Source organism: uncultured Hymenobacter sp. (assembly GCF_964243305.1).
Classification (GTDB): Bacteria; Bacteroidota; Bacteroidia; order Cytophagales; family Hymenobacteraceae; genus Hymenobacter.
The window spans coordinates 39,718-53,526 of the sequence record NZ_CAXTEF010000032.1; the positions used below are offsets into that span (position 1 = coordinate 39,718).

Annotated in this window: 19 protein-coding genes; 10 read left to right on the top strand and 9 right to left on the bottom strand. The window is 60.7% G+C overall.

Annotation, left to right across the window (positions count from 1 at the left end):
• Positions 1 to 152 precede the first annotated feature (152 nt).
• Both ACFE70_RS15820 and ACFE70_RS15825 read right to left on the bottom strand, forming a co-directional pair.
• Positions 153 to 947, bottom strand: a complete 795-nt coding sequence (locus ACFE70_RS15820) for a class I SAM-dependent methyltransferase (protein WP_375418741.1) — start codon at positions 945 to 947, stop codon at positions 153 to 155.
• Between the two features lie 50 nt (positions 948 to 997).
• Positions 998 to 1,306: a hypothetical protein gene (locus tag ACFE70_RS15825; RefSeq protein ID WP_375418742.1), complete on the bottom strand. Its 309-nt coding sequence runs from the start codon at positions 1,304 to 1,306 to the stop codon at positions 998 to 1,000.
• A 222-nt stretch (positions 1,307 to 1,528) separates the two neighbouring features.
• On the opposite strand from ACFE70_RS15825, the gene ACFE70_RS15830 reads away from it, so the two are divergent.
• The 8 genes from ACFE70_RS15830 (at position 1,529) to ACFE70_RS15865 (ending at position 8,335) form a co-directional block, all read left to right on the top strand.
• The gene (locus ACFE70_RS15830) at positions 1,529 to 2,218 is read left to right on the top strand and encodes a hypothetical protein (protein ID WP_375418743.1); all 690 of its coding nucleotides are present in this window, start codon (positions 1,529 to 1,531) and stop codon (positions 2,216 to 2,218) included.
• On the top strand, positions 2,215 to 2,508 hold the full coding sequence (locus tag ACFE70_RS15835; RefSeq protein ID WP_375418744.1) for a winged helix-turn-helix domain-containing protein: 294 nt from the start codon (positions 2,215 to 2,217) through the stop codon (positions 2,506 to 2,508). Before ACFE70_RS15830 ends, ACFE70_RS15835 begins: the two co-directional genes overlap by 4 nt.
• Before the next feature lie 182 nt (positions 2,509 to 2,690).
• On the top strand, positions 2,691 to 4,280 hold the full coding sequence (locus ACFE70_RS15840; protein WP_375418745.1) for a DUF4173 domain-containing protein: 1,590 nt from the start codon (positions 2,691 to 2,693) through the stop codon (positions 4,278 to 4,280).
• Between the two features lie 85 nt (positions 4,281 to 4,365).
• Entirely contained in the window at positions 4,366 to 4,671 is a 306-nt protein-coding gene (locus ACFE70_RS15845) for a hypothetical protein (protein ID WP_375418746.1), read from the top strand.
• A 58-nt stretch (positions 4,672 to 4,729) separates the two neighbouring features.
• Positions 4,730 to 4,939, top strand: a complete 210-nt coding sequence (locus ACFE70_RS15850) for a hypothetical protein (RefSeq protein ID WP_375418747.1) — start codon at positions 4,730 to 4,732, stop codon at positions 4,937 to 4,939.
• A gap of 38 nt (positions 4,940 to 4,977) precedes the next feature.
• Positions 4,978 to 5,103 (top strand): hypothetical protein, encoded by a 126-nt coding sequence (locus ACFE70_RS15855; RefSeq protein WP_375418748.1) that lies wholly within the window; start codon positions 4,978 to 4,980, stop codon positions 5,101 to 5,103.
• A 136-nt stretch (positions 5,104 to 5,239) separates the two neighbouring features.
• Complete coding sequence (locus tag ACFE70_RS15860; protein ID WP_375418749.1) at positions 5,240 to 5,638, top strand: hypothetical protein; 399 nt, start codon at positions 5,240 to 5,242, stop codon at positions 5,636 to 5,638.
• Between the two features lie 294 nt (positions 5,639 to 5,932).
• A complete protein-coding gene (locus ACFE70_RS15865) occupies positions 5,933 to 8,335 on the top strand; it encodes a transglycosylase domain-containing protein (RefSeq protein ID WP_375418750.1) in 2,403 nt (800 codons plus the stop codon).
• A gap of 5 nt (positions 8,336 to 8,340) precedes the next feature.
• On the opposite strand, the gene ACFE70_RS15870 is transcribed toward ACFE70_RS15865, so the two are convergent.
• The 6 genes from ACFE70_RS15870 to ACFE70_RS15895 all read right to left on the bottom strand — a co-directional run bounded on the left by ACFE70_RS15870 (position 8,341) and on the right by ACFE70_RS15895 (position 11,532).
• Entirely contained in the window at positions 8,341 to 8,820 is a 480-nt protein-coding gene (locus ACFE70_RS15870) for a hypothetical protein (RefSeq protein ID WP_375418751.1), read from the bottom strand.
• Between the two features lie 11 nt (positions 8,821 to 8,831).
• Positions 8,832 to 9,020, bottom strand: a complete 189-nt coding sequence (locus ACFE70_RS15875) for a hypothetical protein (protein ID WP_375418752.1) — start codon at positions 9,018 to 9,020, stop codon at positions 8,832 to 8,834.
• Positions 9,021 to 9,078: 58 nt separating this feature from the next.
• The gene (locus ACFE70_RS15880) at positions 9,079 to 9,261 is read right to left on the bottom strand and encodes a hypothetical protein (RefSeq protein ID WP_375418753.1); all 183 of its coding nucleotides are present in this window, start codon (positions 9,259 to 9,261) and stop codon (positions 9,079 to 9,081) included.
• Positions 9,262 to 9,330: 69 nt separating this feature from the next.
• Complete coding sequence (locus ACFE70_RS15885; protein WP_375418754.1) at positions 9,331 to 10,260, bottom strand: TIGR01777 family oxidoreductase; 930 nt, start codon at positions 10,258 to 10,260, stop codon at positions 9,331 to 9,333.
• A gap of 194 nt (positions 10,261 to 10,454) precedes the next feature.
• Entirely contained in the window at positions 10,455 to 11,132 is a 678-nt protein-coding gene (folE, locus tag ACFE70_RS15890; RefSeq protein WP_375418755.1) for a GTP cyclohydrolase I FolE, read from the bottom strand.
• Positions 11,125 to 11,532 carry a 6-pyruvoyl tetrahydropterin synthase family protein gene (locus ACFE70_RS15895; RefSeq protein ID WP_375418756.1) on the bottom strand — a complete coding sequence of 136 codons (408 nt, stop codon included), beginning with the start codon at positions 11,530 to 11,532 and terminating at the stop codon, positions 11,125 to 11,127. Before ACFE70_RS15895 ends, folE begins: the two co-directional genes overlap by 8 nt.
• Positions 11,533 to 11,786: 254 nt before the next feature.
• Between ACFE70_RS15895 and ACFE70_RS15900 the strand changes: the two genes are divergently transcribed.
• Together ACFE70_RS15900 and ACFE70_RS15905 are read left to right on the top strand one after the other, a co-directional pair.
• Positions 11,787 to 12,494 (top strand): DNA repair ATPase, encoded by a 708-nt coding sequence (locus tag ACFE70_RS15900; RefSeq protein WP_375418757.1) that lies wholly within the window; start codon positions 11,787 to 11,789, stop codon positions 12,492 to 12,494.
• A 212-nt stretch (positions 12,495 to 12,706) separates the two neighbouring features.
• Positions 12,707 to 13,123: a hypothetical protein gene (locus ACFE70_RS15905; protein ID WP_375418758.1), complete on the top strand. Its 417-nt coding sequence runs from the start codon at positions 12,707 to 12,709 to the stop codon at positions 13,121 to 13,123.
• A gap of 141 nt (positions 13,124 to 13,264) precedes the next feature.
• On the opposite strand, the gene rplS is transcribed toward ACFE70_RS15905, so the two are convergent.
• Positions 13,265 to 13,645: a 50S ribosomal protein L19 gene (gene rplS, locus ACFE70_RS15910; RefSeq protein WP_375418759.1), complete on the bottom strand. Its 381-nt coding sequence runs from the start codon at positions 13,643 to 13,645 to the stop codon at positions 13,265 to 13,267.
• Between the last annotated feature and the right edge of the window lie 164 nt (positions 13,646 to 13,809).

Here is a 13,809-nt window from a genome sequence, read left to right on the forward strand (position 1 = left end):
TAGCAGGGACACAAAAGAACGTCATGCTGAGCTTGCGAAGCATCTCGCTGGGGGAAGTAATTCAATCGTTGTGAGCCATTGATTACTAACCGAGCGAAATGCTTCGCAAGCTCAGCATGACGTTCTTTCGCCCACTGCTTCACTGTTCACTATCAATTGCCCTCCGGCCAGCCAATCAGGTACGTGACTTCCGGGCCCCACCAGTGGCGCTTTTTGCCCGCCTGCCACTCGTAGCGGCCGGCCGGGTCGGCTTGCCGGGCCAGGCGCAGCAGGTAGTCAGGCGGGTAGAGGCGCAGGATGGAAACCGTGCCGTCGAAGATGGTGCCGAGCGGGATGAGCGGCAGCAAATACGTGAACACCAGCCGGCTGAGTCGGAAGGGCCGGAAAAAAGGCGTCAGCAGCAACTGCGCGACGGGCAGCACGGTCCAGGCCAGGCCGATTTCGAGCCAGTGCTTGCCCGCGCCCTCGAACACGGCGATGCCCTGGCCGGCCCGCACGGCGTCGCGCAGCAGGGCTTCGGCGGCCAGCGGCGGGAAGTGGTGAAACGCCGAGAAGATGGCCCGAAAGCCAGTCAGGGCCGCGGGCACGGCCAGCGCATCGACGGGCGGCGCGCAGCCCTGAATGGCGCCGCCGGTGCGCCGGGCGATGTCGGCCCAAGCGGCGGGCTGGGGGTAGAGGTCGGTGAGGGTGATGCGGACTTCGGCCAGGCCGGGCTGCTGGCGCAGGGCCTGCCACACGTCCTCGGTGCCGCCACCGGCGCCGGCGCCCAGCTCCAGCACGTGCGTTTGGCCGGTGCGGGCGAGGCCCTCAGCCAGCAGCGGCGCGATGGGCCGGTAGGTGTGCAGCAGCGTAATCATGAACCGCAGATAGTCCATCATCCCGGCCCGGATGACGGCCGGAAACCACGGCTGGTCTTCAAGTTCGAGCAGTTGCAGGCGGAGCTTCACGCGGGGAGAGGGGGTAGGGAATTGAGTCGCCTGTTACTGCTAAAATCAATTCATGAAAGCGGCTCATCAGGGCGGAAAAGCCACGGCTTATACACCCAAGTTGTTGCCATTAGTCCAGCCAATAGATAAGGCAAAACTATTAACCCTAAGACGAGTAAGAATTCTGGTTCCACTAAACGGCCAAGATAAATCATATCCCGAAATGCAGCCAGCAATAGACAGAGCACTATGCTACTTATTCCAAACCCGATAGCTAATCCATAAACAGATAATAATCGCTGCCGCTGCGGTTCGGTTTGCAGTAGCTGCGGGAACAGCCATGCGGACGGTATAATAATCGGAGCTGAAATAATAGTCATCAGCAAGCCAGCTGCTATGCCAATTGAGACCTCATCTCTACTGATTAACAGTATTATGAATACCCATGACAGTATGGCTATAACATTGGTAAGAAGCCATAATTGTACGCTTTGTGAGCGTATCAGTGAGCGTGTAAGCGGAGAATGAACCATAAATTTTTTTGGTGAGGCGAATATATCAAACTCTCCAGTAACTTTGCGTCACAAAGCACTTCGAGAACTATGAAGCCCGCCGTCTCCTCGCCCGCCGACCCGCTGGCGCAGCTTACCGAAATTCGCGCCATCATGGAGCGCAGTTCGCGCTTTATCTCGCTCAGCGGGCTGAGTGGGGTAGGGGCGGGCGTGGTGGCGCTGGTAGGCGCGGCCGGCACGCACTTCTACTTTCAGGAGCGGTTCGGGGCGCGGGGCGAGTACGAGGCCAGCGGGTTTGGGCGGCTGCTCTCGTCCACGCTCGCCGAGCGGCTGGCGGCGCTGCCGTTTCTGCTGGCGCTGGCGGCGGCCATGATTGCGGCGGCGCTACTGCTGGCGGTGTTTTTCACGGTGCGCCGCACCCGGCGCGATGGGCGGCCGGTCTGGAACGGCCCGGCCCGGCGGCTGGCCTTGGCGCTGGTCGTGCCACTGGTGGCGGGCGGGCTGTTTTGCCTGCGGCTGTATCTGAGCGGGGCCGTGGAGCTGGTCGTGCCGGGCCTGCTGCTATTCTACGGGCTGGCCTTGCTCAACGGCAGCAAGTACACGCTCGATGAAATCCGCTGGCTGGGGCTGACTGAAATCGGGCTGGGGCTGCTGGGCTTGCTGCTGCCCGGCTACGGGCTGGTGCTGTTCGCGGCGGGCTTCGGGCTGGGCCACATCGGGTATGGCCTGCTGATGTATAACCACTACGAGCGCGCCGGGGCCGCTCTCGTTTCGCCGTGAAGCACCTGATTCATACGCTCAACAAGGCCTTCGACCATCGGGTGCGGCTCGGGGTAATGGCAGTGCTGCTGGCTAATGAGTCGGTGAGCTTCACCGAGTTAAAGGAAGTGCTGGACCTGACCGATGGCAACCTAGCCTCGCACGTGGCGGCGCTGGAAAAGGTGGGCTACGTGCTGGTAAGCAAGCAGTTTATTGGCAAGAAGCCGAACACGACGTATGCGGCGACGGAGGGGGGTAGGGCGGCGTTTCAGGCGCATCTGGCGGCGTTGGAGAAGCTGTTGCGGGGGTAGGTTATGGCAGCGTGGTCGGCGCTAGCGTCGCCTCCCGCAGAGGGCGCAGTATTTGCGCAGATGACGCAGAATGTTCAAGCCGCTGAGGAAGCGGATTTTTTAGCTACATATACTTTGAAAAACAAAGCACTTTAAAAATGAATCCAACCATTCCAGCCGCTGCGGCCTGGCCTGCCCATGACGTGTCCGTTAAGCCCGGCTACCGGGCGCCCGCCCTGCTCGCCACCGTGCTCGTGCCGCTGGGCGCGGTGCTCTGCGACTACCTGTTTTACTCCGAAGCAGCCGGCTTCAACTTCCTGGTCTACACCGCTTTTATTTTAATCGTGCAGCTGGCGCGGCTGCCACGCCACGCGGCGGTCTGGCGGGCTTGGGCCTTTTGGGTGGGGGTAGGGGGCAGCTTGCTGGGTGCCGGGCTCGTGGCCTGGTATGGCTCGACGGCGGCAGTGCTGGCTTGCATCGTTTCGCTACTGCTGGTGCTGGGCCAGCTCAATCAGCCGGGGCTGCGGCTGCTGAGCAATGCGCTGCTCACGGCCCTGAGCAGCGGCTGGCGGGCGGGCGCGGCGGTATGGCGCACTTGGCGGCAGCCCGGCCAGGCCAGCGCGGGGCGCGAGCGGCTGCGCCGCGGCTGGTTCTACGGTCGGCTGCTGGGCGTGCCGCTGGGGCTGCTGGGCGTGTTTCACCTGCTCTTCGCCCTCGCTAACCCAGTGTACGCGGAACTGAGCGGGCGGATGCTGGCCGTGCTGGGCGAGTGGCTAGGCCGGCTGCTGCCGGATATCTCGCTGCCGCACCTGCTATTCTTCGGGGTGAGCTTTTTTGTCGCGGCGGGCGCGCTGGTCGTGGTGCCGGTCTACTATTTCGCCGACCACGAAAGCCGGTTGGGCGATTTTATCCGCCGGCAGCGCGACAGTGTAGCCTCGCTGGGCGTGCGCTGGCCCGATTTCCGGCTGCGCGCCTTCCGCTCGCTGGATTTGCGCAAGGAATACTACGTGGCCCTGGCCGTGTTCGGGCTGCTGAACGCGCTGCTGCTGGTCGTCAACATTATTGACATCAACCTGCTCTGGTTTGGCTTCACGCCGCCGGCCGGTTTCGACCTCACGCAGTTCGTGCACGAGGGCACCTACGTGCTGATTGTGAGCATCCTGCTGGCGGCGGGCATCATGCTCTGGTTTTTCCGGCGCAACCTCAATTTCTACGCCCCCGGCCGGCGCTGGTTGCGCGGCGCCGCCACGGTCTGGCTCGCGCAAAACGCGGTGCTGGCCGTCTCGGTCGGGCTGCGCAACTACTACTATATCCTGCACACCGGCCTGGCGTACAAGCGCATCGGAGTCTGCTTTTTTCTCTTGCTCACGCTGTTTGGCCTGGGCACGGTCGGGCTGAAAATCTGGCAGCGCCGCTCGGCCTTCAGCCTGTTCCGCCTTAATGCCTGGGCCGCCTACGCCGTGCTGTTACTGTTGGCGGCCGGCAACTGGGAAATCTGGATGGCCCGCTACAATCTGCAATCCCGCTTCCGCACCCTCGACATCGGCTTCCTGCTCGATATGCCGCCCCGCGTGCTGCCCGAGCTGCTGGCCCAGCGCGCCGTGCTAACCCAGGCCGCGACGCTGGTCGGAACGGATAGCTACGGCCGGTTTGAGGTCATTTCCCTAGAATCCGCCCAGGCCCGGCTGGCGGCCAAGGAACAGGAGTTTCGGGCCGATTTTCCGCGCCTGAACTTGCAGAGCCGCACGGTGAGCGGGTGGTGGGCTAACCGGGAGTTGAACGGCTTCAAATAAACCAAATGAAAGGAGCATGAAGCAGGAATTTAGTCGCCGGCTACACATCAGCATATTGTGGACAGTTGGCTGTATCGTGGGTAGTATGGCATTTGCCTATGTTGCAAAGACTTTAGCTTACGCTGTCTCATCCGATGAAAATGGCTTTTGGGTTGGATATACTGCTGCCTTCATCGGCTTCGCAGTTGCCCACATTCTGATTTGGAAGTATGCTGTCTTTGTTCTCTGGTCATTAGATGGGTCCGAAGGCATGATTACATTAGGCTGGTTAGCCCCAATCTTGTTTGTATGGCGTTGGTGCTTAGCAATGTTCCAAATCTTGTGTCTGATGGCACTCTTAACAATGGCAGCATTGCCATTCGACAATCAGTCTTGGGGACCGTGGTTTTGATGAACACCTGCTCACCTGCGCGCGAGCGGACACAAGAGACAAATAGAGTATTCCTTCCATGACCACGCTCCCCCAATTCGCCCTCACCGTCCTGGGCCTGCTGTTCTGCGCCGGCGACGTAGCCGCGCTGGCCCTGCTGCTCACCTGGCAGGAGCGGGCGCCCTCGCCCGATGCGCGCCGCCTGCGCCTGTTGCGCGGAGTGCTGCCCGCTTCGGCGCTGCTGCTGGCGCTGTTGCTGCTGGCCGTGGTGCAGCTGGCGCTGCTATGAACCGCGCCGCGCTAATGCTCACTTCATTATCAAACAAGATGCGCTTTATGCAAACCATCCTGCTGTTCGGGCTGCTGCTGGCGGCGCTGGGGCTGCTGTGGCTGCGGGCGCGGCTGGGGGTGGCGGGCGGGCGGCGCAGTTGGTCGCAGGTTAGGGCCAGCTGAGCGACGATGAGCCTTGGTTCGGCGGTAAGGGGGTAGGAGTGAGCGGGATTGTGGGGCTAATTGGCTAGCTTGGCCCGCCATTTTGGCGCCGGCGGGCCGGCGTTGTTTCTCCTTCCGCTCATTTCCCCCGTTTCGCATGGCGCGCACGATTCTGCTGTGGTTGTTGGCATTGGCCGTGGCGGCCGAAGCGGCGCTGGCGGCGGGCGCTTTCTTCGCGCCGGCCTTCACCTTGGCGCAGTTTCAGGTGCGCTACTCGCCCGAAACCGCGTTTCTGGGCTACGTGCTGGGCTGGACGCTGCTCTTCATCACGCTGGTGGCGGCGCTGGCGTTCTCGCAGGTGTGGCGGCGGCGCCCGCACTTCTATGTGCTTTGCTACCTGCTGGGCTTCTGGTGGATAGGCCTCGGGCTAGGCATCTACTTGGCCTTTGGCCGCCCGGCGAATCTGGCGTTGGATACGGCCAAGGGTCTGCTCATCGTGCTGGCCGCCTGGCGCTGCCAGGCCCAGCGCTTGATGACACGGCGGTATTACACGTAGGGCGCGGGGCTTGTCCCCGCCCGGCGTCCGGGCCCGGCGCGCCAGCAGGTGGTCCGGTCCGACGCCTCAGGCGTCCGACCGGCTGTTGTCAGGCCAAGCCGAACAACGGCATGCTACCGGCGCGCCCGACAGCCGGTCGGACGCCTAGGGCGTCGGACCGGACGCCCTCCCCGGCTCCCGCATCCTGATGGCGCGCCCGCTGGGCAGGGGCAAGCCCCGCACCCTACCCCTGGCTGGGCGCAGCTAAGCTGCGCACCCTACTTTAAACGCACCGCGTCGGGTATCTTTGCCCGCATGGCTGACCCGCAAGCATCCACTCCGACCGCTAAACCTACTGCTGCGCGCCGCCGCTGGCCGCGCCGGCTGGTGCACACGGCCTGGGTCTTGTTCGGACTGGGAGTCGGGTTTTTTCTGCTCTACCCGGGGCTGGTCAAGTCGAACTTTATGTTTCTGTTCGGCAAGTCGCCGGGGCTGGATGAGCTGGAAAATCCCAAGGTCGAGCAGGCCTCGCAGCTGTTCACCTCCGATGGGGTTTTGATTGGCACCTATTTTCGCGAAAACCGCTCGCCGGTGCCGCTGAGCAAGATGTCGCCGCTGCTCATTAAGGCCCTGATTGCCACCGAGGATGTGCGCTACTACGACCACTCGGGCATCGACCTCACGGCCCTAGCGCGGGCCGCGTTTGGCCTCGTGCGCGGCAGCAGCAACAGCGGCGGTGGCTCCACCATCAGCCAGCAGCTGGCCAAGAACCTCTACAAAACCCGGCGCGGCGAGCGCGGCGCCCTAGGCCACGTGCCGGGCGTGAGCACGCTGGTAGCCAAGACGAAAGAGTGGCTCACGGCCGTGGAGCTGGAGCGGCGCTACACCAAGGAAGAGCTGCTGCGCATGTACTTTAACACCGTCGAGTACGGCTCCAACGCCTTCGGTATTAAAGTCGCGGCCAAGACGTTTTTCAGCACCTCGCCCGACAGTCTCCGGCCCGAGGAGGCCGCCATGCTGGTCGGCCTGCTCAACAATCCTACGGCCTTCAACCCCCGCTTTCACCCCGAAGCCGCCCGCCGCCGCCGCAACGTGGTGCTCGGCCGCATGGGGCAGGCCGGTTTCCTACCCCCCGCCGAAGTCGCAACCCTGCAAGCCGCGCCCGTGGCCCTGCGCTACCAGGTCGAAAAGCACATCGACGGCCCCAATACCTACTTCCGCGGCGCCATCAGCCAGTTCGTGAACCAGTGGTGCGAGCAGAACGGCTACGACATGTACCGCGACGGCCTGCGCATCTACACCACGATTGACTCTAGGATGCAGGAGCACGCCGAAGAGGCGCTCAACGAGCGCATGAAGCGCCTGCAACGGGATTTCGACCGGTTCTGGCGCAACCGCCGCTCCCAGCCCTGGGTTGATGAGGACGGCCACGAAATCCCCGGCTTCATCGAGACGCAGATGAAGCGCACCGACTCCTATAAGGCCCTGGCCGCGCGCTACAAAAGCCAGCCTCAGCGCCTGGATTCGGCCCTGAATGCCAAGCGGCCCATGAAGGTCTTCACCTGGAAGCACGACGACCGCGATACCACACTGGTCATGTCGCCGCTCGATTCGCTGGCTTACTATAAGCACTTTCTGCGGGCCGGCATGATGAGCATGGACCCGTTTACGGGCGCCATCAAGGCCTGGGTCGGTGGACTCGACTACGATTTCTTCAAGTACGACCACGTCAGGCAGGGTAGGCGGCAGGCCGGCTCCACGTTCAAGCCCTTCGTCTACCTGACGGCGCTCGATAACGGCTACTCACCCTGCGACCGCATCCGCGACCAGCGCGTGACCATCAACTACGTCGAAAACGGCCAGCCTATGCAGTGGCAGCCCGACAACGTGACCCGCGAGTACACCGGCCGCAACATGACCCTGCGCCATGCGATGGCCCGCTCTGTCAACTCCGTGACGGCCCAATTAACGGAGAAAGTAGGCTGGGAAAACGTGGCCAAGTACGCCCACAAGGTCGGCATCACTTCGCCGCTGCTGCCGGTACCCAGCATCGGCCTGGGCTCGGGTGGCGACGTGAGCGTGTACGAGATGGTCGATGCCTACAGCACGTTCGTGAACACCGGCTTCCGCTCCGAGCCGCGCATCGTCACGCGCATCGAGGACCGCAACGGCAACGTTATCAAGCAGTTTGACCCGCGGCAGCAGCGCGCCATTCCGGCCGAAACGGCCTGGCTCATGCTCTACATGCTGCGCGGCGGCATGGACGAGCCCGGCGGCACCTCGCAGGCGCTTTGGGAATACGACCTCTGGCACAAGGACAATCAGATTGGCGGCAAAACGGGCACCACCAGCAACTACTCCGACGGCTGGTACCTGGGCGTCACCAAGGACCTCGTGACCGGCGTCTGGGTTGGCGGCGAGGACCGCAGCATCCACTTCCAGGGCTCGCAGCAGGGCGAAGGCGGGCGCATGGCCCTGCCCGTGTTCGGCAAGTACATGGAGAAAATCTACCAGGACCGCCGCCTCGGTTACGACTACGGCCCTTTCCCCAAGCCATCGAGCAAAATCACCAAGAAATACAACTGCGTCTCGCCCGGCTACGACGACGGCCCCCGCCGCGAGCGCGCCGTGGACACGCTGGCGACGGATAATTTATTGGAGCAGTTGAACAGCGGCGTGCGAGGCGCGGGCGGCGCGGCCCTGCCGGATAGCTTGTAGCGGAGTTAGCGGATAACGTATTCGGGAGAGACGGCTACATCCTCTAGCCGTCCGCCATCATTTAACAAATTGTTGATTGCCTTAAATGATGCGCTGCGGCCCGCTATTTTCACCACATTGCCTTGCTCAAACACAGAGGCGTATGTTTCAGCCGTAACATTCTGGATAGCTACGAAACGAGGATTGTCGGCATACTCAATCTTAATGTTTTTATTAGATGCGGTTTGTTCGCAATAATAAGTCGGCCAGTCAACTAGCGGCAGTAGGTGTCGGCAGAAAGCAGTAGGTAGAAACAAAAGCAGTTCTGTTGCTTCGTTTCTTGGAATCCCATTTTCTACAAATAAATTAATAAGCTCCTCGTCCTCAAGTTGGCCGTTGGTGTTAGTTACTACAGTAACAGCATTCCTAATATAGCTGGGGTAGTCAAGCGGTAAGCTTTCAGAGGAACGCGGCTTGCTGAAAAGTGACCTGATAAATTTTATCATAAGTTAAGTATCTATAAATCTTTAGACCACTGCCACAGCAGCTCACGTGCTTCCTCAGTCGAGTATGTCTCGCCGCGCTCGTATTCTTGAATACTTAGCTCAATCTTTTCTACAAGCAGAAGCTTGTCAACTAACTCAGCTATTGAGAATTCTTGAGGCAACGTTGTCAGCACAACCGCAATTTGCTTTTGAGTTATCATGGCAGCGGGCTATCATGAAAGTTGAGCGAGTGCAGCGATGGGGTCAGATTTGACCACGTTATTTTGACCATTCTCGCAGCTTCTGCCGGGCTTCTTCGGTCGTATATACTTCGCCTGCTGCTACCTGCGCCAAAGCCCGGTCAATCTTTTCCAGCAAAATAGCCCGCTCGAACAACTCATCGAGTGTGAACTTTTCTGGTAAGTCCTGAAGGCTGGCAATAAGATTATCTTTGGTAATCATCAGCTTTGTGGTAATAAAGGTGCAGGAAACGTTAGCAGTACCAAGTTACAAAGTATGGCTTGTTTCAAGCTACACCTTCGCTCCGTAGAAAGATTCCAGCGCTGCCCGCAGCGTCGGATACTCAAACGTGAAGCCCTCGCGCAGCACCTTTTCCGCGCTCACCCGCTGCGAGCCGAGTACCATTTCACTCATCTCGCCCATCAGCAGCTTCAGGCCGAAGGCGGGCACCTTGGGCAGCAGCAGCGGCCGGTGCAGCACCTCGGCCAGAATCTCGGTGAAAGCCTCGTTGGTGACGGGGGTAGGAGCCACGGCATTGTAGACGCCCGCGTAGCGCGCCTGCTCCAGCATAGCGATGAAGAGCCGGCAAAGGTCATCGATGTGAATCCAGGAGATATACTGCCGGCCGTTGCCGAGCGGGGCGCCCGCGCCCAGCTTTACGGGCCGGGCAATGGGCACCAGCGCGCCACCCTTATCGCTGAGCACTACGCCGATGCGCGGAATCACGGTGCGGATGCCCAGCGCCGCGATGGGCGCGGCGGCCAGCTCCCACTGCTGCGAGACATCCGCCAGAAAATCATGGGTAGGGACGGCAGGCGGCGTCTGCTCGGTCAGCAGCGCGGCGCCCGCGTCGCCGTAGATGCCGATGGCCGAAGCGGAAATAAAGGCCTGTACGCGATGGCCGTCACCCTTGGCCAGCTCGCGGTGCAGCAGGGCCAGGCCGCCGAGGCGGCTGCCCATGATGTCGCGCTTGCGCTCATCGGTCCACTTGCCATCGGCGACGCTGCTGCCGGCCAGGTTGATGATAAAGTCGGCGTAGGGCACGGCCGCCTCATCGATGCTGCCGGCTCCCTGCGGGTCCCAGCGGAAGGTGCGGTAGTGGCTGTCCTTGGCCGGCGAGCGGCCGAGCAGGGCCACTTCGTAGCCCGCGTCAATCAGCAGCTCTGAAAGGCGGGTGCCGATGAGGCCGGTGCCGCCGGTGATGAGGACTTTGCGCGCCATGACGGGGGTAGGAAATTAGGAGAGGCGTAAATGTGAGCCTGGCGCTCAGACTCAACTGGCTGTTATAAAAACCACACCTGTTATGCTGAGCTTGCGAAGCATCTTACCATGCCTGGACGAGCAGTAATCAATTAATTACCGCGTCGCTCTCACGTCATAAGATGCTTCGTTCCTCAGCATGACGAGTTCTTCAATCACTTTCCAATCTGTCGCAAAAACTCACTCCGCAGCTGCGCGTCCTCGCCAAAGCGCCCGCCGTAATCAGCGGTCAGCGTCGAGCTGCTCGTGTCGTTCACGCCGCGGCTCATCACGCAGAGGTGGTCGGCTTCGATGAGCACGGCCACGTCGTCGGTGTGCAGGCTCAGGCGCAGCTCGGCGGCAATCTGCCGGGTGAGGCGCTCCTGCACCTGCGGACGGCGCGCATAGTACTGCACCACCCGGTTGAGCTTGCTCAGCCCGACCACGTTGCCGGCGGGCAAGTAGGCCACGTGGGCCTTGCCGATGATGGGCACGAAGTGGTGCTCGCAGCACGAAAACAAGGTGATATCGCGCTCCACGAGCATCTCGCGGTACTCGTAGCGGTTTTCAAACAGCCGCACCTCGGGCCGCTGCGCGGGGTCGAGGCCCCGAAACCACTCCTGCACGTACATCTTGGCCACGCGGCGCGGGGTGCCGGCCAGGCTGTCGTCGCTCAAGTCCAGCCCCAGCTCGTCCATGATGGCGCGGAAGTGCGTGGCAATGCGCTCAATCTTGTCGGCATCAGCGCCGGCGAAAGCGTCGGCGCGCAGGGGCGTGCGCAGGTTTTCGGGCAGGTGCGCATCGCCGGGCAGGGCCAGCAGGGCTGCCGCCTGGTCTTCAGCTGAATTATCCATAGTACTCGACAAAATTACGGTCCGTCTCATAGAGCGTGACCGAGAGGCCCAGCCTGGCGTCGAGGTGCGGGCGCAGGCGCTGCCAGATAACGACGGCGATGTTCTCAGCCGTGGGGTTGAGGTGCGCAAACTCCTCGGTGTCGAGATTGAGGTTGCGATGGTCGTAGCGGTCGAGCACCTGCGCTTTTATCAGGTCGCTCAGGCGCTTGAGGTCGTAGAGGTAGCCAGTTTCGGGGTCCACGTCGCCGGTCAGGCGCACGGTGAGGTTGTAATTATGGCCGTGATAATTTGGATTATTGCACTTGCCAAAGACCTGCGCGTTGCGCTCGTCGGTCCAGGCGGGGTTGTGCAGGCGGTGAGCGGCGTTGAAATGCTCGGTGCGGCAGACGGTGATGGGCATAGAGGGAAGTAACCCAGATAGGGCCGCTTTGTTCGGTTGGATAAACCAATAAGTGCACTAGAAGCCTGATTTGGCACCTATCGGACTTATAATATAAGAAAAGTAATAATCTTACGGATTCAGCGAAAAATGTTGCCGCAGACAAAGGCCAGTCAATAGAAAGCACCTAAATTTGAAAGGCCGTACTAGGTGCACGTTGGTACGCGAATTGTACTTTAATCTTTATCCATCAATTTTTACTCCTCCAATACATCATGAAGAAAAGTATACTCTTGGCTTTTGCGCTGCTGCTGGCCTCGCTGAGCGGCTACGCGCAGAAGTCGCCGGTTGACGAGACCGAGCAATCTATCAACAACATTCCGCGCAAGGGGCAGCGCGTGAGCATTCAACTCGACAGCCGCCGGGTGGAGTCGGCCTGGGCCAAGCAGCTCACTGAGAAGTTTCCCGGCAAGGTGAAGAACAACAAGGGCGTCATCACGATGGAGGGTATTACGATTGAGGACATCGCGCCCAACCCGGTGCGCGTCATTAGTAAGGTGGAGGCCTCGCCCACGGGCACGAGCGTGTGGTGGAGCATTGACCTCGGCAATGCCTACCTGGGCAAGGAAGCCACGCCGCAACAGTGGAAAGCCGGCGAGAAATATCTCAAGGACTTTGCCCGGCAGATGTACCGCGAAGACCTGGTAGCCCAGGTTTCGGAGTCGGAGAAAGCGCTGGTGGCTTCGCAAAACAATCACATGGCCGTTATCGCCAAAGGCGACAACATCAAGAAAGACATCGAGAAAAACAAGGCCCGCAAAATTGAGATTCAGCAGCAGCTGGCTGCCAACGCCGCCGAGCTGCTCCAGTACAACAACCTCGTGGACCTGAACCTCAAAGAGCAGGAAGCCGCCCGCGCCGACATTGTAAACATGCGCCTCGCGCTGGAGGCCGTGAAAGACCGCATGAACAAGATTGAATAGGGGCTTCGCGCCGCCCGAGGGGGGTAGGGATTAGCCGTCCCAACTTCCGCCGCACTCATTATCGCTATTTATCTAAAAGCCCCGCCCGGAAACTTCCGGGCGGGGCTTTTTGCGGGGCTACCTCAACCCTGCCGGGGCTTGTGCCGTTGGCAAAGACGCCGGCCGACAATGGTCGCCCGGCTTTCGTATTCCCTATCCTATTCCCTTAAAACATGGAAAAGAAAGATGTTCAGCACCAGCAGCACCTCGATGGCGCCATCAAGCTGCTCAGCGGCGATTTAGTTGAAGAAGCGTCGCGCGCTGGTTTCGATAATCAATTACAGCGCTGGATTGGCGATTTAAAAGAAGTAAACAACCCCGCTCTGCACGAGCTGATAGTGGACATGCAGGCGCTGAAGGCGCATTTTGGCTCCGGCACCTTCGACAAAGACGTGATTGCCGGTCTGCTCACCAAGCTGGGCAAAAATACCAGCCTGGCCGCCAACTTTGCCGAGAACACCAACACCGCGACCCGCGTCACCAAGCTCGGCGAAGTGCTCACGGCCGTGGCCCAGCAGTTCAAAGGCGCTGCCGACGCGCCCGATACCATTGACGGCAGCCTGCCGCAGGACTACTCGTCGCACCGTTAGGCGAAGGCAAGGGGGGTAGGGAATAGAGAAATACTTGCCACGTCCCTACCCCCTGTCTGGTTGCCAAAGCCAAAAAGCCGGCCCTCTTCCCGAAAGAAGAGGGCCGGCTTTTTATTGCTGAAATTAAGCGCCGCAGGTGGCTTAGGCCGAAGCCTCGGTCACCGGATTCAGGCGGCGCTCCTTGATGCGGGCCTGCTTGCCGGAGAGGCCGCGCAGGTAGAAGAGGCGGGCGCGGCGCACCTTGCCGCGGCGGATGACCTCAATCTTGTCGATGTTGGGCGAGAGCAGCGGGAAGATGCGCTCGGTGCCGATTTGGTTGGAAATCTTGCGCACGGTGAAGGTTTCGCCATTCGAGCTAGGGTTGCGGCGCTGGAGCACCACGCCCTGAAACTGCTGGATGCGCTCCTTATTACCCTCGCGGATTTTGACGTGCACGATAATCGTGTCGCCGGCGGCGAAGCTGGGGAAGCTGGCGCGGCGCTCCTGAGATTCCTGGTTGATAAAGTCGAGTAGTACGCTCATGGCGAAGTAAAAGGCTGAAAGGCAGCGCCGCTGCCACGGTTGAATTTTTTACGAAACGGAGCGCAAAGATAGCGCTTTGGGCTGAGGAATGCAAGCCATACGCTGAAGGATGAGGTGGTCCAGTGAAAACAGACAGTGGCCAGTCTTACCTTCCACTGCCCATG